26 protein-coding genes are annotated in these 21,887 nt (G+C 68.8%); 15 read left to right on the top strand and 11 right to left on the bottom strand.

What is annotated here, in order from left to right; all coding sequences use genetic code 11:
• Positions 1-49: 49 nt before the first annotated feature.
• The 5 genes from glf to AMYBE_RS0131535 all read left to right on the top strand — a co-directional run bounded on the left by glf (position 50) and on the right by AMYBE_RS0131535 (position 4,296).
• Positions 50-1,273 (top strand): UDP-galactopyranose mutase, encoded by a 1,224-nt coding sequence (gene glf, locus AMYBE_RS0131555; RefSeq protein WP_020663387.1) that lies wholly within the window; start codon positions 50-52, stop codon positions 1,271-1,273.
• Positions 1,266-1,784 (top strand): phosphatase PAP2 family protein, encoded by a 519-nt coding sequence (locus AMYBE_RS0131550; RefSeq protein WP_020663386.1) that lies wholly within the window; start codon positions 1,266-1,268, stop codon positions 1,782-1,784. Before glf ends, AMYBE_RS0131550 begins: the two co-directional genes overlap by 8 nt.
• Entirely contained in the window at positions 1,781-2,842 is a 1,062-nt protein-coding gene (locus AMYBE_RS0131545) for a decaprenyl-phosphate phosphoribosyltransferase (protein WP_020663385.1), read from the top strand. The genes AMYBE_RS0131550 and AMYBE_RS0131545 overlap by 4 nt, the downstream gene beginning before the upstream one ends.
• A 129-nt stretch (positions 2,843-2,971) precedes the next feature.
• Positions 2,972-3,610 (top strand): hypothetical protein, encoded by a 639-nt coding sequence (locus AMYBE_RS42720; protein ID WP_020663384.1) that lies wholly within the window; start codon positions 2,972-2,974, stop codon positions 3,608-3,610.
• Between the two features lie 428 nt (positions 3,611-4,038).
• Complete coding sequence (locus tag AMYBE_RS0131535; protein ID WP_020663383.1) at positions 4,039-4,296, top strand: helix-turn-helix domain-containing protein; 258 nt, start codon at positions 4,039-4,041, stop codon at positions 4,294-4,296.
• An 89-nt stretch (positions 4,297-4,385) separates the two neighbouring features.
• On the opposite strand, the gene AMYBE_RS0131530 is transcribed toward AMYBE_RS0131535, so the two are convergent.
• The 4 genes from AMYBE_RS0131530 to AMYBE_RS0131515 are packed head-to-tail and all read right to left on the bottom strand — an operon-like array spanning position 4,386 to position 7,408.
• Positions 4,386-5,105 carry an ESX secretion-associated protein EspG gene (locus tag AMYBE_RS0131530; RefSeq protein WP_020663382.1) on the bottom strand — a complete coding sequence of 240 codons (720 nt, stop codon included), beginning with the start codon at positions 5,103-5,105 and terminating at the stop codon, positions 4,386-4,388.
• A complete protein-coding gene (locus AMYBE_RS43530; RefSeq protein WP_020663381.1) occupies positions 5,102-6,397 on the bottom strand; it encodes a WXG100 family type VII secretion target in 1,296 nt (431 codons plus the stop codon). The genes AMYBE_RS0131530 and AMYBE_RS43530 overlap by 4 nt, the downstream gene beginning before the upstream one ends.
• Position 6,398: 1 nt before the next feature.
• The gene (locus AMYBE_RS0131520) at positions 6,399-7,013 is read right to left on the bottom strand and encodes a DUF3558 domain-containing protein (protein ID WP_154676355.1); all 615 of its coding nucleotides are present in this window, start codon (positions 7,011-7,013) and stop codon (positions 6,399-6,401) included.
• Positions 7,010-7,408, bottom strand: a complete 399-nt coding sequence (locus tag AMYBE_RS0131515; RefSeq protein ID WP_020663379.1) for a hypothetical protein — start codon at positions 7,406-7,408, stop codon at positions 7,010-7,012. Before AMYBE_RS0131515 ends, AMYBE_RS0131520 begins: the two co-directional genes overlap by 4 nt.
• A gap of 211 nt (positions 7,409-7,619) precedes the next feature.
• Here AMYBE_RS0131515 and AMYBE_RS46750 point away from each other — a divergent pair, with 211 nt between their 5' ends.
• Positions 7,620-7,748, top strand: a complete 129-nt coding sequence (locus tag AMYBE_RS46750) for a helix-turn-helix domain-containing protein (protein ID WP_020663378.1) — start codon at positions 7,620-7,622, stop codon at positions 7,746-7,748.
• A gap of 48 nt (positions 7,749-7,796) precedes the next feature.
• On the opposite strand, the gene AMYBE_RS0131505 is transcribed toward AMYBE_RS46750, so the two are convergent.
• The 3 genes from AMYBE_RS0131505 to dprE1 all read right to left on the bottom strand — a co-directional run bounded on the left by AMYBE_RS0131505 (position 7,797) and on the right by dprE1 (position 10,652).
• Positions 7,797-8,441, bottom strand: coding sequence for a VC0807 family protein (locus AMYBE_RS0131505; protein ID WP_020663377.1), 645 nt, complete (start codon positions 8,439-8,441; stop codon positions 7,797-7,799).
• Positions 8,442-8,526: 85 nt separating this feature from the next.
• Positions 8,527-9,282: a decaprenylphospho-beta-D-erythro-pentofuranosid-2-ulose 2-reductase gene (gene dprE2 / locus AMYBE_RS0131500; protein ID WP_020663376.1), complete on the bottom strand. Its 756-nt coding sequence runs from the start codon at positions 9,280-9,282 to the stop codon at positions 8,527-8,529.
• Entirely contained in the window at positions 9,279-10,652 is a 1,374-nt protein-coding gene (dprE1, locus tag AMYBE_RS0131495; protein ID WP_020663375.1) for a decaprenylphosphoryl-beta-D-ribose oxidase, read from the bottom strand. Before dprE1 ends, dprE2 begins: the two co-directional genes overlap by 4 nt.
• A gap of 144 nt (positions 10,653-10,796) precedes the next feature.
• On the opposite strand from dprE1, the gene AMYBE_RS0131490 reads away from it, so the two are divergent.
• Complete coding sequence (locus AMYBE_RS0131490; RefSeq protein ID WP_020663374.1) at positions 10,797-11,264, top strand: GtrA family protein; 468 nt, start codon at positions 10,797-10,799, stop codon at positions 11,262-11,264.
• A gap of 5 nt (positions 11,265-11,269) precedes the next feature.
• Complete coding sequence (locus AMYBE_RS0131485) at positions 11,270-13,180, top strand: glycosyltransferase (protein ID WP_020663373.1); 1,911 nt, start codon at positions 11,270-11,272, stop codon at positions 13,178-13,180.
• 194 nt (positions 13,181-13,374) lie between these two features.
• On the opposite strand, the gene AMYBE_RS0131480 is transcribed toward AMYBE_RS0131485, so the two are convergent.
• Complete coding sequence (locus tag AMYBE_RS0131480) at positions 13,375-13,617, bottom strand: hypothetical protein (RefSeq protein ID WP_027928206.1); 243 nt, start codon at positions 13,615-13,617, stop codon at positions 13,375-13,377.
• Between the two features lie 145 nt (positions 13,618-13,762).
• On the opposite strand from AMYBE_RS0131480, the gene AMYBE_RS0131475 reads away from it, so the two are divergent.
• The 3 genes from AMYBE_RS0131475 to AMYBE_RS0131465 are packed head-to-tail and all read left to right on the top strand — an operon-like array spanning position 13,763 to position 16,154.
• Positions 13,763-14,533 (top strand): ESX secretion-associated protein EspG, encoded by a 771-nt coding sequence (locus AMYBE_RS0131475; protein WP_020663371.1) that lies wholly within the window; start codon positions 13,763-13,765, stop codon positions 14,531-14,533.
• 32 nt (positions 14,534-14,565) lie between these two features.
• The gene (locus tag AMYBE_RS0131470; protein WP_020663370.1) at positions 14,566-14,985 is read left to right on the top strand and encodes a hypothetical protein; all 420 of its coding nucleotides are present in this window, start codon (positions 14,566-14,568) and stop codon (positions 14,983-14,985) included.
• Positions 14,982-16,154, top strand: a complete 1,173-nt coding sequence (locus AMYBE_RS0131465) for a hypothetical protein (protein WP_020663369.1) — start codon at positions 14,982-14,984, stop codon at positions 16,152-16,154. The genes AMYBE_RS0131470 and AMYBE_RS0131465 overlap by 4 nt, the downstream gene beginning before the upstream one ends.
• Before the next feature lie 84 nt (positions 16,155-16,238).
• Here AMYBE_RS0131465 and glfT1 read toward each other — a convergent pair whose 3' ends face one another.
• From glfT1 to wzm, 3 genes are read right to left on the bottom strand one after another with little or no spacing between them, the layout of a single operon-like run.
• A complete protein-coding gene (glfT1, locus tag AMYBE_RS0131460) occupies positions 16,239-17,147 on the bottom strand; it encodes a galactofuranosyltransferase GlfT1 (protein ID WP_020663368.1) in 909 nt (302 codons plus the stop codon).
• Positions 17,147-17,962, bottom strand: a complete 816-nt coding sequence (gene wzt, locus AMYBE_RS0131455; RefSeq protein ID WP_020663367.1) for a galactan export ABC transporter ATP-binding subunit Wzt/RfbE — start codon at positions 17,960-17,962, stop codon at positions 17,147-17,149. The genes glfT1 and wzt overlap by 1 nt, the downstream gene beginning before the upstream one ends.
• A gap of 3 nt (positions 17,963-17,965) precedes the next feature.
• On the bottom strand, positions 17,966-18,919 hold the full coding sequence (gene wzm / locus AMYBE_RS0131450; RefSeq protein ID WP_027928205.1) for a galactan export ABC transporter permease subunit Wzm/RfbD: 954 nt from the start codon (positions 18,917-18,919) through the stop codon (positions 17,966-17,968).
• A 178-nt stretch (positions 18,920-19,097) separates the two neighbouring features.
• Between wzm and AMYBE_RS0131445 the strand changes: the two genes are divergently transcribed.
• From AMYBE_RS0131445 to pseI, 4 genes are read left to right on the top strand one after another with little or no spacing between them, the layout of a single operon-like run.
• On the top strand, positions 19,098-19,727 hold the full coding sequence (locus AMYBE_RS0131445) for a hypothetical protein (protein ID WP_020663365.1): 630 nt from the start codon (positions 19,098-19,100) through the stop codon (positions 19,725-19,727).
• Positions 19,728-19,767: 40 nt separating this feature from the next.
• Positions 19,768-20,211, top strand: a complete 444-nt coding sequence (locus AMYBE_RS0131440) for a hypothetical protein (protein ID WP_020663364.1) — start codon at positions 19,768-19,770, stop codon at positions 20,209-20,211.
• Positions 20,208-20,675, top strand: coding sequence for a GNAT family N-acetyltransferase (locus AMYBE_RS0131435; RefSeq protein ID WP_020663363.1), 468 nt, complete (start codon positions 20,208-20,210; stop codon positions 20,673-20,675). Before AMYBE_RS0131440 ends, AMYBE_RS0131435 begins: the two co-directional genes overlap by 4 nt.
• Before the next feature lie 23 nt (positions 20,676-20,698).
• Entirely contained in the window at positions 20,699-21,748 is a 1,050-nt protein-coding gene (pseI, locus tag AMYBE_RS0131430) for a pseudaminic acid synthase (protein ID WP_020663362.1), read from the top strand.
• The last annotated feature ends 139 nt before the right edge of the window (positions 21,749-21,887 follow it).

Raw genomic sequence — 21,887 nt, 5'->3', positions numbered from 1 at the left:
CCGAGGTCGGTTCGGGCCGCGGTCACCGGACTGCGTACCCTGAGCGCCCGTGAGCGAGCACACGAACTCCGCCAAGAGTACTGAAGACGACTTTCGCGGTTACGACCTCGTCGTCGTCGGGTCCGGTTTCTTCGGCCTGACCATTGCCGAACGGGCCGCGGCCGAGCTGGGCAAGAAGGTCCTGGTCCTCGAGCGCCGCCACCACCTCGGAGGCAACGCCTACTCCGAGGTCGAGCCCGAAACGGGCATCGAGGTGCACCGCTACGGGGCGCACCTCTTCCACACGTCCAACAAGCGGGTGTGGGAGTACGTCAACCGCTTCACCGAGTTCACCGGGTACCAGCACCGGGTCTTCGGCAAGCACGACGGCCAGGTCTACCCGCTGCCGATGAACCTCGGCATGATCAACCAGTTCTTCGGCAAGTCGCACACGCCGGACGAGGCGCGCGAACTGATCGCCAAGCAGGCGGCCGAGTTCCGGACCGAGGACGCGCAGAACCTCGAGGAGAAGGCGATCTCCCTGATCGGCCGCCCCCTCTACGAGGCGTTCATCCGGGACTACACCGCCAAGCAGTGGGAAAACGACCCGAAGAACCTCGGCGCGAACATCATCACCCGGCTGCCGGTCCGGTACACCTTCGACAACCGGTACTTCAACGACACCTACGAGGGTCTCCCGGTCAACGGGTACACCGCGTGGCTCGAGAAGATGGCCGAGCACGAGAACATCGAGATCCGGCTGAACGTCGACTACTTCGACGTGCGCGACCTGATCCCGGCCGGCACCCCGACCGTCTACACCGGGCCGCTGGACCGCTACTTCGACTACTCGGCGGGCCGGTTCACCTGGCGCACCGTCGACTTCGAGTCCGAGGTCGCCAACACCGGTGACTACCAGGGCACTTCGGTCGTGAACTACAACGACGCCGACGTGGACTACACCCGGATCATCGAGTTCCGCCACTTCCACCCGGAGCGGGACTACCCGAAGGACAAGACGGTCATCTTCCGCGAGTACTCCCGGTTCGCGAAGGAAGACGACGAGCCGTACTACCCGATCAACACCGCGGAGAACCGCGAGAAGCTGGAAAGCTACCGCGAGCTGGCGAAGATCGAGGCGCGCGAGAAGAACGTGCTGTTCGGCGGACGGCTGGGCACGTACAAGTACCTCGACATGCACATGGCGATCGGGTCGGCGCTCTCGATGTTCGACAACAAGATCGCTCCGCACCTCACCGAGGGCGCGCCCCTCGACGGGTCGATCGATGCTTGAGAAGGGCACCCCGCGCGGCGAGGCCGCCGTCCTCTCCCGCACCCAGAAGGTGCTGAAGAAGCCGGGCACCGTGCAGGTCGCGCGGGGCATGTCGCTGTTCGGCGAGCACAGCGCGGGTTGGTTCGCGCTGGGCTTGCTGGGCGCGGCGCTCGACCGGGACCGGCGCAAGGAATGGCTGGTCGCGTCGGCCGGAGTGGTGGGCGCGCACGCCGCGTCGATCGCGGTGAAGCGGGTCGTGCGGCGGCCCCGTCCAGACCATCCCAGCGTGGAGGTCCTGGTCGGAACGCCGAGCAAGCTGAGCTTCCCCTCGTCGCACGCGACGTCGACGACAGCGGCGGCGGTGCTCTACTCCGGATTGACCGGGCGTAACCTGGTGCCCGCCCTGGTACCGCCGATGCTCGCCTCGAGGCTGCTGCTCGGCGTTCACTATCCGACAGACGTTCTTGCCGGAGCCGCCCTGGGAGGCGTCGTCGGCGGTCTGATCCGACGGAAGCTGACCAAGAAGCGATGAGCGAAACGACCGACGAGCGAACCGAAAACGCGTCCGGTACGGCCGAGTCCTCGACAGCCTCGGAACCGGCTGCCGAAACGACCGCCGAGGAGACCGAAGCGGTCGAGAAGGCCGAGGCGGCCGACAAGGCCGGCGCGGCCGAAGCCCCGGCTCCGGCCGCGCCGGCCGCCAGTTCGAGTCCGCTGGGCCTCGCGCTCGGCGTGCTCAAGACGGCGCGGCCGAAGCAGTGGGTGAAGAACGTCCTCGTCTTCGCGGCGCCGTTCTTCGCGTTCTCGAAGGCGACGAACCGGACCGAGCTGGTCGTGGACGCGCTCATCGCGTTCGCGGCGTTCTCGCTCACTGCCTCGTCGGTCTATCTCATCAACGACGCTGTCGACGTCGAGGCCGACCGGGCCCACCCGACCAAGCGCAACCGGCCGATCGCGGCGGGCATCGTGCCGGTTCCGGTCGCCTACGCGGCCGCGGTGGTGTTCTTCCTGGCCGGTCTCGGCCTGTCGTTCGCGGCGGACTGGAAGCTGGCGATCGTGCTGGCGGTCTACGAAGCCGTCCAGCTCGGCTACTGCTTCGGCCTCAAGCACCAGCCGGTGGTGGACCTGGCGATCGTCGGCTCGGGCTTCCTGATGCGCTCGATCGCCGGCGGCGTGGCGGGCAGCATCGCGATGTCGCAGTGGTTCCTGCTGGTCACCGCGTTCGGTTCGCTGTTCATGGTGGCCGGAAAGCGCTACGCGGAAATCATGCTGTTCGAGCGCACCGGCGCGAAGATCCGCTCGTCGCTGAAGAAGTACTCGGCGAGCTACCTGCGCTTCGTGTGGGCGACCTCGGCGGCGATCCTGATCATGTCCTACTGCCTGTGGGCGTTCGAGATCCGCCAGGCCGAGCACAACTCGGTGTGGGCGGTCGTGTCGATGGTCCCGTTCGTGATCGCGGTGCTCCGTTACGCGGTCGACGTCGACGGCGGCAACGCCGGGGCGCCGGACGAGATCGCGCTGAAGGACCGGGTGCTGCAGGTGCTCGGCGCGACCTGGGTCGTGACCTTGTTCCTGTCGTTCTACCTGTGATGCGCTCCCTGTGAACGGGGCGCGGATTTAAACAGCTGAGATTCAGCTTCTCCACAGCATCGACGGTCACCCTCGGGAGTGGGAGCCGGGGTCGGCCCGCCTCCCGCCCGCGCAGCCCGGAGGACCACGATGAGCGAGAACGACACCCCCACCCCGACCGGCCCCGACGGGCCGGGCGCCGAGGGGCAGCAGCCGACTGAGCACCTCAGCCGGGTGGGGGATTTGGGCGAGACCGGCGGCCCTTCCGGCGAACCGGCTCCAGGTGGTTCGGGCGGGCAGCCCGAAGCCGCGTTCCAGTCGGTCCCGGCGTCCGAGCAGCCCACGCGACCGAGCCAGCCAGTGCCGCCCGCGGGCCAGCCCGGCCCGGCGGCCGGGCAGCAGGTTCCGCCTGGCCAGCCCGGTCCGGCGGCCGGGCAACCAGGCCAGTACGCCCAGGCCGGTCAATGGGGGATGCCGCTGCCCCCGCCCAAGTCGAGCGGGTTCCGCCGCTTCGTGGGCCACCGGGCGACCCAGCTGGTCGCGGTGGGAGTCCTGGGCCTGGCGATCGGCGGCGGTGTCGTGGGCGGCGTCATGGCCGCCACGGACCACCCCGACCGCCCCGGCACGAGCCAGCATCGCGGCGGCAACGGCCACCACTTCACCAATGGCGGCCCCGGACAGCGCCACCGCATTCCCAACGGCCAGAACAACGGGAACGGCACCGGTTCGAACGACGGCTCGAACGACATCGGGCCGAACAACGGCAACGGCACCGGACCCGGAATCTGACCGAGCCGCCCGACGCTTGATCGCCAAAGCGGCTGTGCCGATTCACCTCGGCACAGCCGCTCGGCTCGCAGCTGGCCGTGGCGTCTTCACCCCGGGCAGCCTCAGCGGGCCGTCGCTCCTCTGCCCGGCGGCCTCACCGCCAGCCGTGAGCGACGCGGGGCGCAGCTACCGCGGTGTCGGGTGAGTTCGGCCTTCACCGCGACGGCTTTCTTCGCTTCGAGCCCGTCCATCGCCGCCCGGACGATGTCCGCCAGGCCGGAGGGTTCTCGGCCACCCCTGAAGTCGCTTATAGACAGTCCACAGTGGACATCGATGTCGGCAATTGATTACACGTGACCTGATCCCTAGACGTTGATGCTTAGGATGCCGTTTCTCTAGGCATGACTTCTCTGGATCCCACGGTTGTAGACATGTGTGATTAACCGACCATGGCCAAGCCTCCGATCTCCGCTGCGACGCGCATGGTCGGCGTGCGGGTGCGCGAATTCCGGGTGAAGGCCGGGCTGAGCCAGGAGCAGCTGGCCGAGCGGGCCGGCGTGCACTGGACGTTCGTGAGCCAGGTCGAACGCGGCCTGCGCAACATCAACTTGCACAACCTGCTCAAATTCGCCGACGGTCTCGGCGTGAATCCAGCGAGCCTGGTGGATGGCCTGCACCCGCCGTCGGTCGAGGAGCAACGGGTCTAGTCCACTGTGGAATTCGCGCCTCCCGGGGCCGGGAATTCCTTTGCCGGAAGGGGAAGCACTGCCGCCCGGGTTTTCCGCCCGCGCTGCTCTCAGAGTGCTCCGATCGCGTCGTTCAGCACCTTCACGATCGCCCGTGGATCGCCCGGGATCAGCTCCTTGCGGTCGTTCGTGTTCTGGTAGGTCAGGACGCGGCCGGACTCCAGGTCCAGCGCGTAGATCGGGCCGCCGGTGGTGTGCGTTCCGTTGCTCCGCCGGGCGACATACAGCTGGTGCACGGCGATCCGCGGCTGGCTCAGCACGGAATTGAAGTATTCGTGGGTGTTGTTGTCCTCGTCGAACGGATCGGGTGCCGCGTCCGAGGCCCCGGGCACCGAGACGGCCCGCACCGGGGCGCCGGGAAGCGGGGGCAGCAAGTCGAACAGCGTGGTGGCCAACCGGGTCGGGGCGGTCGCCCGGATTTCGACCCGGTCGTCCGTGGCGATCACCTGGACCGCGTCCTCGGCTCGTTGCGCGATCAGCACCGAACGGCTCGGCCCGTGGCTCGGCTCTGAGCGGGCGAAGAACTCGCGTTCGGCATAGGCGATGACCTGCAGCAGCGCCCGGAACTGCGGCGTTGGCGTCTCGTCGCGCGCGAGGCCGAGCGCGGTGAGGTATTCGATGGTGGCGGCGTGCAGTTGCCGTTGCGCGCTTTCCGCGACCCAGAGCCGCCGTGCGCCGAGCATCGGGTGGACGTTGCCGAGGTCGAGCATGTCCCAGGCGACGGACAGGGCCGGGGTCGGCAGGAGGACCGTCTGATCGATGCCGGTCATGCGCCGAGCGTGGGCGGGGTCGCCCGGAGACCGGTGGCCGGATCGACCGTGGCGTCTTCGCCGGCGAAGACGTCGTCGGTGTCGAGTACGTACTTGCGGTCGTGCTCGGCGTCGTCCTCCTTCTTGCCGCGCCCGCCGCCCGCGCCCATCCCCGCGCCTGGCGCGCCGCGCTGCCCGGAGGCACCGGCGGCCGCACCGCCCCGGCCTGCCTCGGCACCGCCACGCGGGCCGAATTCTCCCGCGCCGGCCCGGGAACCCGCTCCCGGAGCGCCACCGCTGCCGCGCGACCCCGCGCCCGGAACGCCGCCGGTACCGCGTGGCGCCGAACCGGACTCGCTGCCGCCGCCAGTCGGGCCGAAGCCGCCGGCGAAGCCGACACCCGGGGTGTAGCCGAGACTGTTGCCCGAGTTCCCCGACCCGCCGGGACCGAAGCCGCCCGGCTGGTAGGCGGGCGGAGTGAGGCCGGACGGCCCGAGCCCGGCCGGAGGCTGGTAGCTGGAGGTGCCGGTGCGGTCGTTCGGGGCAGCCGGGGCACCGGTGCCGGACTGCGGGCCGGGAGCGCTCGTTCCGCCCGGCCCGGAGCTGGTGCCGGGGCCAAAACTGCTCGGCCCGCTGCCTCTCGGGAGGTGTCCGCTGGTGCCCGGCCACGGCTCGTTGGTTCCCGGCGTCGGGCCACGCCCGTGGGCGGGCGGATGACTCGGGCCGGTGTCCGGGCCCGGACCGGGACCGGACGGCTGGTTGAGGGTGACCGCGCTGCCGTCGTACTTGCCGATCGTGCCGTAGTCGAACTTGAGTTGGCTCGAGTTGTCCTGGGTCTGATTGGTGAATTGCTGGTACGCCCGGTTCGCGTCGTCTTCGGCGGCGGAACGCACGACGGCCTGCTTCAAGTAGTCGACGTTGAACAGGCCGAGGCCGCTGGTCGGAGCGCTGGTGATGGGCGGGATCGGAGGCATCTGATTGCGCAGGTTCTCCAGCATCGACGCGGTCGAGGCGTGCGTGCTCGCGTTGTCGTGGAACGCCTGCTGCGCGTCCGACATCGAGGAACGGATCATCTGCAGCCGCTGCGAAACCCGATCCGCGGCCGCCCCTTTCCAGACCGATTCGAGGCCGCCGAGGACCTCGGACACCTGCTGGCTGACCGCCTCCTGATCGCCGGCGAGCTGCTTGGCGACCGCGCTTCCCTCGTGCCAGGTTTCCGGTTTGCTGGCGTGGACGTGCTGGACGATCTCCTCGATCGGCATGGTCAGGCTCCGCGCCTGCGCGAGAAACTCCTCGAACCAGTTCCCGCCCATGTCACCGCCCGGCTTTCTGCTTGATCGTGGTGACCGCGTCGGCCGCCGCATCGGCACCGAGGTCACAGGCGTCGGCTTTGCCGCGGTTGGCTTCGCCGAGTTCGAGCCCGGCTTCGAACTCGAGAGTGTCGGAAAGCCCGACCGCGACCTGGCACCCTGGCGACATCGGCCCGGGCGACTTGTCATAGGCGACGGCGGGGAAACCTTGGATCGGCGGGAGCACGTCGAAGCGCTTCATCTGGGGTTTGACCTGCTTGTAGACGATGCTCAGGCCCTGCTTTTGCTTGGTGGTGTAGAAGATCACCAGCACCGGGCCGCCGTCGGGTGCGGACCAGGTGCACTTCGTGCCGAGCGGGCTGGACGATGGCTCGCCGGTGACGTCCGTGCCGAAGTTCTTGGAGATCTGCTGCGGGGTAAGCGCCTCGCAAGGACTGCCGGAGAGCACGGAGTCCGGAAGCGGGTTGTCGACCTTGGGGGCACCGCCGTACGGAGGCAGGTCCCCGGAGGGCGACGAGCTGGTGCTTGGTGCGGGCGCCGGGATGCCGCCGGTGGTGCTGGAGCAGGCAGCGAGCAGCAGGGCAGAACTGAGCATGACGAGGGGTACGCGGAGTTTCATGCCTTCGGTTCCTGGTTTTTGATGCTGTTGAAGTGGCCAGCTTGCTGTTGATCACCTGATTTTGTCATGCCCAGCGCGCCCTCGATGCGCTGGATGAATTCGTCCAGGTACGCAATCTGAAGGTCGATATGACCTCCGCCGTATGAGTAGGCACCCAAATTGCTGGAGCCGTCACCGGTCATTGCCACATGCGCGGCGACGGTGGACGGGTCTTGCGAAGGAGCCTGCATGCCGCACAGATAGGCCGCCGATCGGCGCATTGCCGCGAGCTTTCCGCGGACCCCTTGCAGCTTGCTGAGCAGCATCTTCGCTTCGTCCGGCTCCATCACGAAGCCCTCCGGAGCGCTGACCTGGTCACCCCAGATCGCGACCGTGAACGACGTGTCCTCCCACACCCTGTGCCCCCTCGGCCCGGTGTCTGCAATTGCCTACAGAGAGCACGGTAGCCGATCGATCACCCGGGGTGGATGCGATTCGGGGAAATGCGGGAGGGCGGCCAAGCATGGTCTAGATATAAACATCATAGTCATTTATCGCCTAGATATAAATGATATAGACATCTGTGCATTGATATCAAATGCCCTAGTCGTGTGTGCTTAAGCGGCCATGGTCAAGACGCCGATCTCCGCCGCCGCGCGCGTCGTGGGCGAGCGGGTGCGCGAGTTCCGGAACCGGGCGGGGCTCAATCAGGAGGAGCTGGCCGACGAGCTGCGGCCGCCGCGCGGGGACGAATAGCGGTCCGCTGTGCACCCGCGCCGAACCGTCGGGTGGAGATGGGGCCCTTCACCGACCACCGGCGGCGGCCGCTGCTGGCCGGACGACCTGCCGCAGGGTGCCCTCCCGGATCAGCAGCACCTGGGTGATCACCTGCAGCAGCAGGAAAAACCCGACCGACAACCCGGCGTCCAGTCCGGGCACCTCGTCCACCGGCAAGGTGTAGGCCATCGCCACGCTGAGTCCACTGTGGACCAAACTGCCGACGCCCCACGCCACCGTCAACGTCCGCCACGCCCGCCGGAACGACGGGTGCGCGTCCCAGGCTGCGTCCAGCCTCGAACCGCGGCCGGGCAGCAGGGTCCGGGCCGCTTGGTAAGTGATCGGGTACTTGCCGATGGCCATGCTCGCCAGCAGCCAGCCCCCGGCCAGAGTGCTGAACCACGCGCCGCGGACGAGCATCAGGCGGGCATCGCCGGTGAGCAGCGTGGTGGCCAAGCCCACCGCGAGGAACGCGACGACCAGCAGGCCGATTCCGTCCACCCGGCGGTGCGCGATCAGGCCGTACAGCACGCGCACGGCCGGCGGCAGGCCGCTCAGCAGCAGCGCCCACACCGGCGATGCGTCGAACGCCCGCAGCAGGTAGTAGCCGCCGACCGGAGTGGCCAAGTCGACGATCAGCGTGGCCAGTGCGGAGCGGAACTCGTTCGCCATGCCCCGAGTTTCGGCGCGCCGGGCGTCCGGGGGCATCGTCGAGCCGGTCAGGCCGGCATCCACCGACCGGTGGATGCGCGGGGGATCAGACCGGCAGCTTGCGGAAGATCTTGCGCGGCACGTGCCGCAGGATCGACATCACCAGCCGGAACTCCGACGGCGACCAGACCAGCTCCTTGCCCTTGCGGCAGGCGTCCACCGCGACTTCGGCCACCTGCTCGGCGGTCCGGGTCAGCGGCGCGTCCTTCATCCCGGCGGTCATCTTCGTGGTGACCTGGCCGGACCGGACGACGGTCACCTGCACGCCGTGCGGCGCCAGGGCCTCGCCGAGGCCGAGGTAGAAGCCGTCGAAGCCGGCCTTGGTCGAGCCGTAGACGAAGTTCGACCGGCGGACGCGCTCGCCCGCCACCGACGACAGCGCGATGACCTTGCCGTGCCCCTGCGCCTTCAGCTTCTCCGACAGCGCCACGCCGACCGAGACCGCCGCCGTGTAGTTCACCGTCGCCAGCTCGACCGCCTTGGCGTGGTCCTGCCACATCTCTTCGGCATCGCCGAGCAGACCGAACGCGACCACCGCCACGTCGATGTCGCCGCCGGCGAACGCCTGGTCCAGCACCTTCGGGTGGGACGCGGTGTCCAGGGCGTCGAACGCCACCGTGGACACCTCGGCACCGAGGTCTTTCAGTTGCTGCGCGGCGTCCTCCAGCCGCGCCGACGGACGGGCGGCGAGCACGACCCGCAGCGGCTTCTCCTCGAGGTACTTCTCCGCGATCGCCAGCGCGATGTCGGACGTGCCGCCGAGCAGCAGCAGGGACTGGGGGTTACCGACCGCGTCGATCACAGTGCGAGCCTCCGGCTCATGTCAGAGGCGAAAACGCCTTCGGGGTCGACGGAGGAGCGCACCTTGCGCCACTCCTCCAGCCGCGGGTACATCTTCGCGAACGTCTCCGCCGAGGTCCGGGAGTCCTTCGCGGTGTAGAGCCTGCCGTTCGAAGCGAGGACCATCTCGTCCATCTGCGCGCAGAACCGGCTCAGCCCGTTCTTGATCGGGAAGTCGACCGACAGCATCCAGCCCGGCGACGGCCACGACATCGGGGCCGGGTTCGCGTCGCCCATCCGCTTGAACACGTTCAGGAACGAGTAGTGCCCGGACCGCGAGATCACCCGGCAGATCTCCTTGAGCTTGTCCTCCGCGCCGAACGGCACCGAGAACTGGTACTGCAGGAAGCCCTTGCTGCCGTACGCGCGGTTCCACTCGCTCAGCATGTCCAGCGGGTGATAGAACTGCGTGAGGTTCTGGATCTTGCCGCGCGCGCCGTTCTTGGGAACCGTCTTCTGCCACAGCTCATTGATGAGTCCGAAGGTCAGCTTGTTGCCGAGCCCGTTGGGGAACACGTCCGGCAGCGTCAGCAACTGCGGCGCGTCGAACTTCAGCGGGTTGCTCCGCAGCTTCGGCGGCAGCTGGTCGATGGTGGCGAGCGAGCCGCGGGAGAAGGTGGCGCGGCCGAGCCGGCTGTCGGACGAGATCAGGTCCGGCACCGACATCGAGTAGTCGTAGTTCAGGTCCGAGCCGTCGGTGAAGAGCCCGAGCGTCTCGTCGAGGTTCGACGTGCGGTCGGCGTCCACGTAGAAGTACGCCGTCTCGGTCTTCTTCATCCGGATCGTCGCGCGGACGATGATGCCGGTCAGTCCGATTCCGGCGACTGTCGCCCAGAACAGCTCCGATTCCGGGCCGTCCGGGGTGAGCGTGTGCACGGATCCGTCGGCGGTCAGCAGATCCATCGACACCACGTGGTTGCCGAAGCTGCCCGCCGAGTGGTGGTTCTTGCCGTGGATGTCGTTGGCGATCGCGCCGCCGATGGTCACCTGGCGGGTGCCCGGCAGCACCGGGACCCACAGGCCGTAGGGCAGCGCCTCGCGCATCAGCTTGTCGAGGCTCACTCCGGCGTCGAGGTCGATCAGACCGGAGTCCGGGTCGATCGAGTGGATCCGGTCGAGCACGGTCATGTCGACGACCAGTCCGCCCGCGTTCTGCGCCGGGTCCCCGTAGGACCGGCCGAGCCCGCGTGCGATGACCCCGCGCGGGCCTGCGGAAGCGACGGCGCGGGCGATCGCCTCGACATCGCGCGTGCTCAGCACGTCGGCGACGGTCCCGGCGGTGCGGCCCCAGCCGGTGAGCGTGCGGCGCTGTGTCTCGGGTGCGTGGGTCACTCGACCAGGGTAGCCACGCCGAACACCGCCCGGAACGTGACCCTGAAGTGCCCGCTTCTACACTTTGCGCATCAAGGCACAAGCGTCCGAGCGTCGAAGTGGGTAATACGGACACTGACGCAATAGGCCGAGAAGGTATTCCAAGTGGTGGCTACAGAACCGCAGAGTGACCAAACGCAGCCGGGGACCGCGGGTCCCGGGCTGCTGGGCCAGCTGGTCCGGTTCGGCGTGATCGGCGGGTTCTGCGCGCTGCTCGACCTGGGCACGTACTCGCTGCTGCGAGCGGTCGGCATGGACGCCGCCCCGTGGGTGGACCTCGCCCGTGCGATCAGCTTCATCGTGGGCACGACCACCGCGTTCTTCCTCAACCGGCGATTCACCTTCGCCGCGGGGAAGCGCGAGGGGAACGCCCAGGTCGGCAGCTTCGTTCTGCTGTACGCCGTCACCTTCTTCGTCGCCGTCGGCGTCAATCAGGTGATGCTGCGCGTGCTGCCGGAGTCGGGGTGGCAGGCCACCCTCGCCTGGGTGGTGTCCCAGGCCACGGCGACCGTGATCAATTTCGTGATGCTCAAGTGGGTCGTGTTCCGTGTGCGACCGGTAAAGGAGAACTGAGTTCGATGCCCGGTAAAGCAGCCCCGGTCGCCGAGGCGGCCCCCGCAGGCGAGACCCGGTTCGCCGACCACGCCCCGGAGGGCAGGCTCACCGCCCAGCGCGGGCTGTACTCCGGGCCGGCTCCGATCGTCAGCAAGGACCTGTACGCCGAGGTCGTGCACGGCAACGCGCTGCGCGAGCGCGGCAGCATCTCGCTGGAGCCGTCGGCGAAGGTGACCGGAAACACCTACTTCGGCCGTTTCCCGGCCAGCTACTGGCAGCGCTGGACCACCGCGACCGAGGTGCAGGTCGAAGCGGTCGTGACCGGCGACGGCCTGCTCTCGATGGGCGCGTCCGACCTGCTCGGCGACGCGCGCGTGGCGGACGCCAAGCAGGTGTCCGGCGCGAAGGGCACGAAGGTCGTGCTGAGCGCCAAGCTGGACAAGTTCCACGACGGCGGCGCGCTGTGGCTCGACCTGGAGACCGAAGGCGGCCAGACGCTGCGCGCCGAGCAGGTCCGCTGGACCGTCGAGGCACCGGAGCAGATCCGCCCGACCGCGGTCACCATCTGCACGATGAACCGCGCCGACGACTGCCTGAAGAACCTCCAGGCGCTGGCCGCGGACGTGTCCTCGCTGGACACCCTGCACGCCATCTACGTTGCCGACCAGGGCACCGACCGGGTCGAGACCCGCGACGGCTTCGAGCAGGTCGCGAAGGACCTCGGCGACAAGCTGCACTACATCAAGCAGGGCAATCTCGGCGGTGCCGGCGGCTTCACCCGCGGCCTGTACGAGGTGGCCGGCCAGTCCGCCGCCGAGCACGCGAACGTGCTGTTCATGGACGACGACGTGCTGCTCGAGCCGGACCTCGTCGTGCGGATGACCGCGTTCTCCAACCGCGCCGCCAACCCGATCATCGTCGGCGGCCAGATGCTGAACCTGCTGCACCCGAACCAGCTGCACGTCGGCGCTGAGTACGCCCGGCTGAACACGCTGGAGCCGGGCCAGCCGGTGCAGCACTCGCTCTCCACCGCCGACCTGCTCGGCGTCGACGAGGAGACCGGGGCCCCGAACCGCCAGGAGCGCCGCCTCGACGCCGGCTACAACGGCTGGTGGTCCTGCCTGATCCCGGCCGAGGTGGTCAAGGCCATCGGCTACCCGCTGCCGTTCTTCTTCCAGTGGGACGACGCGGAGTACTCCTACCGCGCCCGCGAGTACGGCTTCCCGACGGTGACCCTGCCGGGGGCCGGCGTGTGGCACGCGGACTTCCACTGGAAGGACTGGGACGAGTGGCACCGGTACTTCAACCTGCGCAACTCGATCATCACCGCCGCGCTGCACTCGCCGTTCAACCTGAACCTGCTGTCGCGGGTGCTGCTGGCTCAGCTGGTGCGCTACCTGCTCGGCATGCAGTACGGCCTGTCCGCCACGCTGATCAAGGCCGTCGAGGACTTCCTCGAGGGCCCGGAGATCCTGCGTGACGGCGGCGTCGAGGCGATGAAGGAGATCCGCCGGATCCGCGACGCGTACCCGGAGACCAAGCGGCACAAGGCCACCGACGTGCCGGGCATCGCGTCCAACGACATCGGCATCATCAACAGCGCGCCGCGGCCCAGCATGCAGCGGCTGGTGCTGATCAAGCGCGTCCTGGACCGGGTGCTCGGCCGCAGCCGGTTCGGCCTCGGCGCGGTGCCGATCGACGAGGCGCACTGGTGGCACATCGCGCTGTTCGACACCGCCGTGGTCACCGACGCGTCGCAGGAAGGCGTGCGCGTCCGCACCTACGACAAGGTCAAGATGTTCGACCTGGCCAAGCGCGGTGCGAAGGTGATCAACCGGCTGCGCAAGGAAGGCGCGGCCGTGCAGGAGCAGTACAAGCGCGCGATGCCGGAGCTCACCTCGCGGGAGAACTGGAAGCGGCTGTACGAGCTCTGAGTTTTCGAGCTGGTCAGGGAGGGCGTCTCGCGTTCGGCGGGGCGCCCTTCCCGCGTTTCCGGGCAATTCCGTGCCAGGCCCCTTGAAGGACTCGGTGTCCGTGAGGGGCCCCATGAGGGAATCTGAGTCCGGCAAGGGGTCCTTCACGGACCACCGGCCGAGGCGAAAATCCGGTTCGGCCTGCTCGCCGTCGGCTAGACGGACAGCCCGAATTTGCCCTTCCGGCTCAGGTCTTCGACATACGCCGCGGCGACGTGCGCGAAATTCACCGACACGACGTTGCCGTCCCGGGTCTGCACGGAGTGCACGCTGCCGTGTCTGAGCAGGTCGGCGAGCTTTTCTTGGACTGGCGGGGCGCTCTCGGCGGCGAGCGGGAAGATCAGCGGCTCGCCGCCGGTCGCGAGGTGCAGCACCAGTGCTGGTTTCGGTTCGGTCATGATCTCCATGGCAGCAGCGGTCGCTCGCCGGAAGCAAGAGGCTTTCGCCACCAGCGGATTCGCGCACAGCGGAAGCGCGATTGGCTGACGCGCCGCCGGGTGGACTACGGTTTCCGCGGGCAGAGACCGGACTTAGGGGTGGGACGTGCCGTATTCGTTCACGCTGTCGCCGGCAGCGGTGGATCTCCTGCTGGCCGAGCTCGGCTTGGGCCGCGCACCGGTGCCGTTCGTGGTGCCGCACATCGGCATCACCGGCGACGAGCGCGCCGCGGTGCGCGACGCCGTGATGCGCGACCTCGACGGGCGCGGATTGCTGCGCCGCGGGAGCGTCGACGACGACGTGGAGATCGCGCTCGCCACCTTCGCCCGGCCCAGCATCGCTGTTTCCGCGGCGGCCAAGCTCGGCGACGAGCAGCTGTTCGCGCGGGTCGCGTCCAATGGCGCCAACTACGCGGTGCTCGTGGTGCACCGCGACGGCATGTTCACCTTCGAAGAGGTCCGTCCGACCGGCATCGTCCCGGCGATCGTCGACCTGCTGCCGCTGACGCCCGCCGCGCCCGGCCAGTCGGTCACCGTCGCGCGTCCGGCGAAGAAGCCAGTGCGCGGCGACGCCTACGACCCGTTCGCCGGGGTCAGCGGCCCGCGAACGCACAACCCGCAGCTGCGGGCAGTGGAGCGGATCTTCGAGAAGCCGCGGCTGGCGGTCGGGCAGTTCACCGTGCACATCGGCGACGGACGCGGCCACGAACAGTCGCTGCCTTCGCTCGCCTGGTTCGACACCGAGCTCGGCCGGTACCTGCTCAGCACCCGTGACGCGAGCGACGGCCAGCGCTGGCTCACCTATGCGCCGGCTGACAATGCCCGTTTGGCCCAGCAGCTGTTCACCCAGCTTGAAGGGTATTCGGCAAACGCCTGACCGAAGGCGCGCCCGTCGGTACACTCCGGCGCATGAGCACTGATCCGCTGGCGGCCGGCGGGCTGAACGCCAAGGGCCTCGCCGAAGCCGCGGCCGAAACGCACAAGCTGGCCGGTGCCGCGAAAGCCGGCGGGTTCAGCATCGACACGAACGCGCTGGGCGATCTCCGAGCCGCGCTCACCGACATGGTCACCCGTCTCGAGCGGCTCAAGCCGCAGACGCAGGCGCTGGCGTCCGCTCCGAAGCTGGGCAGCCACCCGTACGGGCAGACCGTCGCCGAGCATGACCGCAAGAGCGGCGCGGACGCGCACGGCTCGGCTGCCGATGTGCTGGACCAGTTCGGCCGGATCCTGCAGGAGGCGGACGAGGCGCTGGCGCGCGCGGGCGGGGTCTACACGGAGAACGAGAACCAGGCCATCGACACTCACCGGACCGTGAAGGGCACCGAATGAGCACGCCGCAGCCGGGGCTCGCGCCGTCTGACGCCGACTACCTCGGGCATCCGCACCAGCAGTTGAAGGCCTACGTCGAGACGAACCTCGACGTGGAGCAGGTTTCCTCGGTGTCGCACGCCTACACCGAGGTGCAGAAGGCGTTCGAGGAGTTCTCGACGCAGCTGGGCGAAGCCGTGAAGAAGGCCGCGCACGCGTGGAGCGGCGAGGCGGCCGCTGGTGCGCAGGCGTACTTCACCAGCCTTAGCGAGTGGGCGGAAGCGAACGCGCAGAACGCGAAGCTGGCCGCGCAGAACGTCGAAGAGCAGGCGTCCGCGGCGCAGGTGGCGAAACACTCGATGCCGGAAGCGGTCCCGTTCGACTGGACCGAGGAATTCGACAAGTGGTCGCACGCGACGCCGCTCGAAATGAGCAACGCGATCGACGACTCGCTGAAGAAGCAGCAGGAGAGCCGCTCGGCGCACGAGCAGGCCGCGGAGACGATGAAGCAGTACGACGCGTCGCTGTACTCGTCGGGCTCGAAGCAGCCGACCTTCGCGCACCCGCCGAAGTTCGGCGCCGCGGTGAGCGGCGGCTCGGCCGTCGCGATGCCGACCGGTGGCGAGCACTCGGGCGGCCACGCGGACACTCCGGCGAGCCCGGCTCCGGCCGCGGCGGGTGGCGGTGGCGCGGCAGCGGCAGGCGCTCCGGCTGACCATTCGGCGGTTTCGCAGAGCACGCCCACGGTCAGCGGCCCGACCCAGTTCACCGGTGCTGTGCACCAGGCGGTCCCCGACGCTTCCACGACGGCGGCCGGCTACGCGCCCGCCGCGGCCCACTCCGGTCCGGCCGGCGGCAACGCGGGCGGTGCCGGCATGGGTGCGATGCCGATGGGCGGGATGCCGATGGGCGGCGGAGGCGGCGGTTTCGGCGCCGACGAGGAACACCAAAGCAAGGTCGGCCGCGGCGGCGCCAACGCGGGCTTCGGTCCCGGCGACGGCGCGATGACCCCGGGTGCGGCGGATGTCGCGGCCGGCGGAATGGGCGGCGCGCCGGCACGTCCGGGGATGGGCTTCGGCGCCCGCCCCTACGACGACGGGCACGACCAGCCGGCGTTCGTCATGGAGATCGACGAAAACGAAGACTTCGGCGGCGGGCACCGGTCCGCGCCGCCGGTGATCGGGGAGTAGCGGTTCTTCGAAGAGTCCGTTGTGGATGCTGCACTGTCCACAACGGACTCTTTTGCTGTGGTCAGCCGGTGCTCGGACGCCGGTTCAGTACCGGTAGAACTTCTCCGCCCGCCCCTGCCGGACCAGCTTCAGCCACTGCGCGAACGCCTTCGGATCGCGCTTCACGCCCACGAAGTACAGCCCGAACCGCAGCACTTCCAGTGCACCGATCTTGCGCATTCCAGGCTGGGAAAGCAGATATCCGCGGTTGCGGTAGGTGTAGTACCGCTTCACCTCGTTCTCCGGGTCCTGCGCGTGGAACTTTCCGCCCAGCATCGGCTTGAACTCGTCCGAGCCGTCCGGGTGCAGGTAGGTCGTGCGCAGCGACGTGCCGAACGGCAGGCCGGAGCGGACCAGGCGGCGGTGCAGTTCCACCTCGTCGCCGCGGAAGAACAGCCGCAGGTCCGGCACGCCGGTGACGTCCAAAGTGGACGCTCGGAAGAGCGCGCCGTTCATCAGCGACGCGATGCCGGGCAGGAAGTCCGTGCCCAGCTCCGCCGACGAACGCTTCCAGGTGAGTCCGCGGCGCAGCGGAAACGCCAGCTTCGCCGGGGAGTCGATGTTCGCCACCACCGGGGAAACCTCGGCGAGCCCGCGCTTCTCGGCCTCTTCCAGCAGGATTTCCAGCACGTGCTCGTCGGCGGGCCGTCCGTCGTCGTCGGCGAGCCACACCCATTCCGCGCCCATCGACAACGCGTGCAGCATGCCGAGCGCGAACCCGCCCGCGCCGCCGAGATTGCGGTGCGACGGCAGGTACGTGTACGGCAGCGGGTAGCCCTCGACCACTTCGCGGGCCGGCTTGTCCGGCCCGTTGTCCACCACCACGAGGTGGTCGATCGGCCGCGTCTGGGCGGCGAGGATTTTCAGCGAGTCCGCGAGCAGCTCACGACGATGCCGCGTGACCACCACGCCGACAACGGCGCCTTCGGGCAGCTCCCGCGTCTCGCTGGTCATCATTCCCCGCCGTTCTTCGTGGTCGCGGGCTCGATGCCGAGGCGCTCGAGACCTTCCTGGCTCATGTTCTCGAACGGGTCGCGGCCCTTGTAGCCGGTGAGCACCTCGCGCAGCGATCCCTGCTGCTTGAGCCGCCCCTCGTCCATCCAGATCGCGGAGTCGCACAGCTCGAAGAGGAACTCGTCGGAGTGGCTGGCGAACACCAGGATGCCGGACCGTTTGACCAGGTCCTTGAGCCGGTCGCGGGCCTTGTTCAGGAACGCCGCGTCGACCGCGCCGATGCCCTCGTCCAGGATCAGGATCTCCGGGTCGATCGAGGTCACCACGCCCAGCGCGAGCCGGACCCGCATACCGGTGGAGTAGGTGCGCAGCGGCATCTGCAGGTAGTCGCCGAGCTCGGTGAACTCCGCGATGTCGTCGACCCGCTTCTCCATTTCCTTGGCGCTCATGCCGAGGAAAAGACCGCGGATGATGATGTTCTCCTCGCCGGAGATCTCCGGGTCCATGCCGATGCCGAGGTCGAACACCGGCGCGATCTTGCCGACGATCCGGGACGAGCCCCGGGTCGGCTCGTAGATGCCGGCGAGCAGCCGCAGCAGCGTGGACTTGCCCGCGCCGTTGTGCCCGACGAGACCGACGCGGTCGCCCTCGCGCAGGCTGATCGACACGTCGTGCAGCGCCTCGATGATCGGCACCTTCTGCTCGGTGCCGATCTTGCCGCCGACCTTGCCGAGCACGCGCTTTTTCATCGAACGCGATTTCGCGTCGAAAATCGGGAAGTCCACGTACGCGTTGTGGACGTCAATGCTGACCATCTGTCACACCCAATACGAGACGCGGGACCGGTAATTGCGCATGGCGACGAGGGCGAGCCCCCACCCGACCACGGTGAGCCCGCCGACCACTGCCCAGCTGGTCCAGCTCACCGCCTGTCCGATGAGCGGCCCTCGCACCACCTGCATGTAGTGGTAAAGCGGGTTCAGCTTGATGATCGGCAGCGCCCAGGACGCGCCGTCGCGGGCCCCGCCGGACAGCAGCTGGTCGACCGGCCAGACGATCGGGGTGCCGTAGAACATCAGCTGGATCAGCGAGTTGATCAGCTGCGGGATGTCCCGGAACCGGGTCGAGATGATGCCCAGCAGCAGCGCCGCCCAGCCGGCGGTCAGCGCGAGCAGCACGAACCCGGGGATGGCGAGGAAGATGTTCCAGCTCAGGCCCGGATGGCAGTACTTGTCGGGCAGGCAGGCACCGTCTTTCGACCCGAGCGAATACGGATTGTCGAGCGCCGAGAAGAAAATGATCAGCAGCACGACGTAGACGATCATGTTGTGCGCGAGCTGGATCGTCTGGCGCCAGATCGTGCGCAGCACATAGACGCTCAGCGGCGCGGGCAGCTGCTTGATCATCCCCTCGTTGGAGATGAACGTTTCCATGCCCTCGGTGAGGCAGCCCTGGATGAATCCCCAGATGATGAAGCCGGTGGAGAGGTAGGGCAGGAACACCTCGATCGGCGTGCGGAACAGCTGCGAGTACAGCAGGCCCAGGCCGAGCGCGATGACGCCCTGGCTGATGGTGATCCAGAACGGCCCGATGACCGAGCGCCGGTAGCGCTGCTTGATGTCCTGCCAGCCGAGGTGAGTCCAGAGCTCACGGGCGGCCAAACCGGACCTGATGTCTTCGATCGCACGCTTGAACGTCTTGCTGTCCGACGTCGGTGGAACCGAGGTCGACACATCGGGTTCGGCTGCGTGAACCGTGCTGGTGGCATGCACGTGGACGAGGGTACCGATGGGGCGCGGCGGGCTCGGTCCGCCCCGGCTCGATCACGGCGCGACCTCGGCTTGATCACGGCCCGGCCGGTGCGTGTGTTCGGGCGATACGGGCATGGTCGTTCCTTGTGTCCTGGTAGTTTTCTCCTCTATGAGTGCTGCTCTTGGTGCGGCGAGCTTGATGGGCGACCTGCTTTCGGCGTATGCGGACCGGCCGGACCCGCGTTCGGTGGCCGTGGTCGGCAACCAGCCGCTGGCTCCGGACCCGGCGCGCGCCAAGGCAGTCGACGACTGTGACCTGGTCATTCGCGTCAACGGGTTCGTAGTGGACGAACCGGATGGTCCGGATGTCACCGGACGCAAGGTGCATGCGGTGGTCTTCAACCGCGCGGTGCGCGCCACCCGGCATGTCTTCCGCGACTACCGCCGCCGGCTGTACCTGCTGGTCGAGCCGGGCCGCCTGCACTGGGAGCCGGAGGACCTGCCCGGCTGGTGGCCCGAGGACCTCGGCTTCGTCCCGGTGTCGAACCGCGACGTCGTGCTGCCGCTGTCGGACGCGCTCGGGCTGCCCACGCGCTCCGAGCCGACCTGGTCGACCACGGGTACCCTCGCGGCCTGGATCGCCCGTACGTCTTTCCCCGAGGCGCAGCTGGTGCTCACCGGGTTCTCGTTCATCGACAACCCGGACCAGACCTCGTGGGAGCACGCGGCAGGCGATTCGTGCATCGTCGGCCCCGAGCACCAGATCGCCGCCGAGGGCCGGCTGCTGGAGTCCTGGACCCGCACCGGCACCACCACCCTGCTCCGCTGAAGCCACTGCCGGCTCCGGCACTTCCCGAAGGAAACCCGCTATGCCCGTCGCCAAGCTCAGAAACCTCTTCGGCGCCCGCCTCGCCCGGATCGTCGACCACCGCGTCGAGGAGCGGACCCGGGACGTCATCCGGGACTTCGAGACCCGGATCGACGAGCTCGAGCACTGCACCGTCGACCACCGCCGCCGGCTCGACGAGACGGAGAGCCGGCTGGAGACCGCGGCCGGCGACCTGCGCTGGATCCGCGGCGAGCTGGACCGGATGATCCCGCATGTCGCGGCCCAGGAAGCGCAGCTGGAGACGCTGCGCGAATCGATCGCGATGACGCCGCGCTCGGACGCCGGGGACAACCTCGAGGCGCGGTCGCTGATCGAGGAGATCCAGCGTCAGCACGCGCAGATCCGGATCCGGATGGCCGGCGTCGCCCGGTACGAGGAACGGCTCAGCCGGCTCGAGAACGCGAAGTTCACTCCGGCATCGTGACGGCACCCGCGGTCACCGTCCGCGACGCGACCGAGGACGACGCCGAGCTGCTGCTGTCCTGGCGCAACGATCCGGCGACGAGGCAGGCGTCGCGGTCGGCCGGGGTGATCGACCTCGACAGTCACCTGCGCTGGTTGCGCCGGGTGCTCACGGCGCCGGACCGGATACTGCTGGTAGCGATGCGGGCCGGGACTCCGGTCGGCACGGTGCGGTTCGACGACGAGGGCGACCGCGAATGGGAGGTCAGCATCACGCTCGCGCCGGGCAGCCGGGGCCGCGGGCTCTCCCGCCCAGTGCTCGCCGCCGGAGAGCAGGCGCTGGCCGCCCGCACGGACGCGGCAGCGGTGCTCGCCGCGGTGCATCCGGACAACGCGGCCTCGGCGGCGTTGTTCGAGCGAGCTGGTTACCTGGAGGACGCGCCCGCCGCGGACGGCTTCCGGCGGCTGCGCAAGACTCTGCACTGACCCACACCGGAAGGACGCCACCCATGTCCGAAGTCCGCATAGGCAAGCACCTGCTCGGACCGGAGCAGCCGCCCTTCGTCATCGCGGAGATGTCCGGCAACCACAACGGTGATCTCGACCGCGCGCTGGCCATCGTGGACGCGATCGCCGAGGCCGGCGCACACGCGGTGAAGCTGCAGACGTATCGGCCGGACACCATCACCGTCGACGTCGACGGCCCGGCGTTCCGGATCGGCGACGGGCATTCGCTGTGGGGCGGGGAGAACCTGTACCAGCTTTACGAAAAGGCGCACACCCCGTGGGAATGGCACGCGCCGCTCTTCGCTCGCGCTCGGGAGCGCGGACTGGAGATCTTCTCCAGCCCGTTCGACCCGACCGCGGTGGAGCTGCTGGAATCGCTGGACGCGCCCGCGTACAAGATCGCCTCGTCGGAGATCGTCGACCTGCCGCTGATCGAGCTGTGCGCGCGCACCGGCAAGCCGCTGGTGATCTCCACCGGGATGGCGAACGTCGCGGAGATCGACGCGGCAGTGCGCACCGCCCGGGCGGCGGGCAACGACCAGCTGGTGGTGCTCGGCTGCACGGCCAGCTACCCGGCGTCGCCGACCGAGAGCAACCTCCGCGGCCTGCCGCTGCTGGCCGGCCTCACCGGGACGTTGGTGGGCCTTTCCGACCACACGCCGGGCCTGGGCGCGCCGGTCGCGGCCGTCGCGCTGGGCGCGGTCGCGATCGAGAAGCACGTCACACTGGCACGCAGCGACGGCGGGGTGGATTCGGAATTCTCACTGGAGCCGACGGAGCTGGCCGCGCTGGTCACGGAGACACATCGCGCGTGGGAGGCGCTCGGTTCGCCGGTGCTGGGACCGCGCGAGAGCGAGAAGGAAGGTCTGCGCCTGCGCCGGTCGCTGTACGTGGTGGAGGACGTGCGCGCGGGCGAGGTGGTGACGCCACAGAACGTCCGGTCGATCCGGCCGGCCGGCGGTCTGGCGCCGGGGGAGATCACGACGGTGCTGGGACGGACGTTCCGGGTGGATGCCGCCAAGGGGACCGCGCTGACGTGGGATCTGCTCTGAGTCTCAATGCCGGGAACTTAAGGCGGCGTTGTGAGTGCGGTTTCGCTGGGTCTGGCCAGGGTGAAGGCCCGGGATGGCTCGTAGCGGGCTCATGCGGGCGGCGGGAGCGGAGTTGTGGTCCGTGAAGGGCCCCTTGCCG

The organism is Amycolatopsis benzoatilytica AK 16/65 (genome assembly GCF_000383915.1).
GTDB classification, from domain to species: domain Bacteria; phylum Actinomycetota; class Actinomycetes; order Mycobacteriales; family Pseudonocardiaceae; genus Amycolatopsis; species Amycolatopsis benzoatilytica.
Note: the sequence above shows the minus strand (reverse complement) of the source record. Positions and strands in the feature narration are given on the sequence as shown.

What these genes read in the sequence shown, in the direction of transcription:
- AMYBE_RS0131550 (WP_020663386.1), top strand. Translation starts at nt 1,266, where the DNA reads ATGCTTGAGAAGGGCACCCCGCGCGGCGAGGCCGCCGTCCTCTCCCGC.
- AMYBE_RS0131545 (WP_020663385.1), top strand. Translation starts at nt 1,781, where the DNA reads ATGAGCGAAACGACCGACGAGCGAACCGAAAACGCGTCCGGTACGGCC.
- AMYBE_RS42720 (WP_020663384.1), top strand. Translation starts at nt 2,972, where the DNA reads ATGAGCGAGAACGACACCCCCACCCCGACCGGCCCCGACGGGCCGGGC.
- AMYBE_RS0131535 (WP_020663383.1), top strand. Translation starts at nt 4,039, where the DNA reads ATGGCCAAGCCTCCGATCTCCGCTGCGACGCGCATGGTCGGCGTGCGG.
- AMYBE_RS0131530 (WP_020663382.1), bottom strand. Translation starts at nt 5,105, where the DNA reads ATGACCGGCATCGATCAGACGGTCCTCCTGCCGACCCCGGCCCTGTCC.
- AMYBE_RS43530 (WP_020663381.1), bottom strand. Translation starts at nt 6,397, where the DNA reads ATGGGCGGGAACTGGTTCGAGGAGTTTCTCGCGCAGGCGCGGAGCCTG.
- AMYBE_RS0131520 (WP_154676355.1), bottom strand. Translation starts at nt 7,013, where the DNA reads ATGAAACTCCGCGTACCCCTCGTCATGCTCAGTTCTGCCCTGCTGCTC.
- AMYBE_RS46750 (WP_020663378.1), top strand. Translation starts at nt 7,620, where the DNA reads ATGGTCAAGACGCCGATCTCCGCCGCCGCGCGCGTCGTGGGCGAGCGG.
- AMYBE_RS0131505 (WP_020663377.1), bottom strand. Translation starts at nt 8,441, where the DNA reads ATGGCGAACGAGTTCCGCTCCGCACTGGCCACGCTGATCGTCGACTTG.
- AMYBE_RS0131485 (WP_020663373.1), top strand. Translation starts at nt 11,270, where the DNA reads ATGCCCGGTAAAGCAGCCCCGGTCGCCGAGGCGGCCCCCGCAGGCGAG.
- AMYBE_RS0131480 (WP_027928206.1), bottom strand. Translation starts at nt 13,617, where the DNA reads ATGACCGAACCGAAACCAGCACTGGTGCTGCACCTCGCGACCGGCGGC.
- AMYBE_RS0131470 (WP_020663370.1), top strand. Translation starts at nt 14,566, where the DNA reads ATGAGCACTGATCCGCTGGCGGCCGGCGGGCTGAACGCCAAGGGCCTC.
- AMYBE_RS0131465 (WP_020663369.1), top strand. Translation starts at nt 14,982, where the DNA reads ATGAGCACGCCGCAGCCGGGGCTCGCGCCGTCTGACGCCGACTACCTC.
- glfT1 (WP_020663368.1), bottom strand. Translation starts at nt 17,147, where the DNA reads ATGACCAGCGAGACGCGGGAGCTGCCCGAAGGCGCCGTTGTCGGCGTG.
- wzt (WP_020663367.1), bottom strand. Translation starts at nt 17,962, where the DNA reads ATGGTCAGCATTGACGTCCACAACGCGTACGTGGACTTCCCGATTTTC.
- AMYBE_RS0131445 (WP_020663365.1), top strand. Translation starts at nt 19,098, where the DNA reads ATGGGCGACCTGCTTTCGGCGTATGCGGACCGGCCGGACCCGCGTTCG.
- AMYBE_RS0131440 (WP_020663364.1), top strand. Translation starts at nt 19,768, where the DNA reads ATGCCCGTCGCCAAGCTCAGAAACCTCTTCGGCGCCCGCCTCGCCCGG.
- pseI (WP_020663362.1), top strand. Translation starts at nt 20,699, where the DNA reads ATGTCCGAAGTCCGCATAGGCAAGCACCTGCTCGGACCGGAGCAGCCG.